Origin of the sequence: Pseudomonas sp. HY2-MNA-CIBAN-0224 (assembly GCF_040310285.1) — a bacterium.
GTDB classification, from domain to species: domain Bacteria; phylum Pseudomonadota; class Gammaproteobacteria; order Pseudomonadales; family Pseudomonadaceae; genus Aquipseudomonas; species Aquipseudomonas helleri.
Genome location: NZ_JBEOPQ010000672.1, coordinates 1 through 258, shown reverse-complemented (window position 1 = coordinate 258; position 258 = coordinate 1). Strand labels below are relative to the sequence as shown.

At 50.4% G+C, this 258-nt stretch carries 1 protein-coding gene; it reads left to right on the top strand.

Annotation, left to right across the window (positions count from 1 at the left end; genetic code table 11):
• Positions 1–250, top strand: a 250-nt coding sequence (locus AAEZ03_RS28000) for a TrmH family RNA methyltransferase (RefSeq protein WP_350583191.1), incomplete at its 5' end; no start/stop codon positions are given.
• Positions 251–258: the final 8 nt, after the last annotated feature.

Below are 258 nucleotides of genomic sequence, written 5' to 3'. Positions count from 1 at the left end.
CGGTACAGCACTCAATGCAGAGGCGAAGCCGATACATGAGGCAGACTTGACAGGTAAAACAGCTATTATTATGGGGTCAGAAGGAGAGGGCATGCGCCGCCTGACGACGGAGAGCTGTGATGAGCTGGTTTATATTCCGATGTCAGGCAATGAGCATGGCAACTTACAAAGCTTAAATGTAAGCGTTGCCACGGGCATGGCGCTATATGAAGTTAATCGGCAGCGTACTTTAGCTGCTGGGCAAGCGTAAGATAGCTC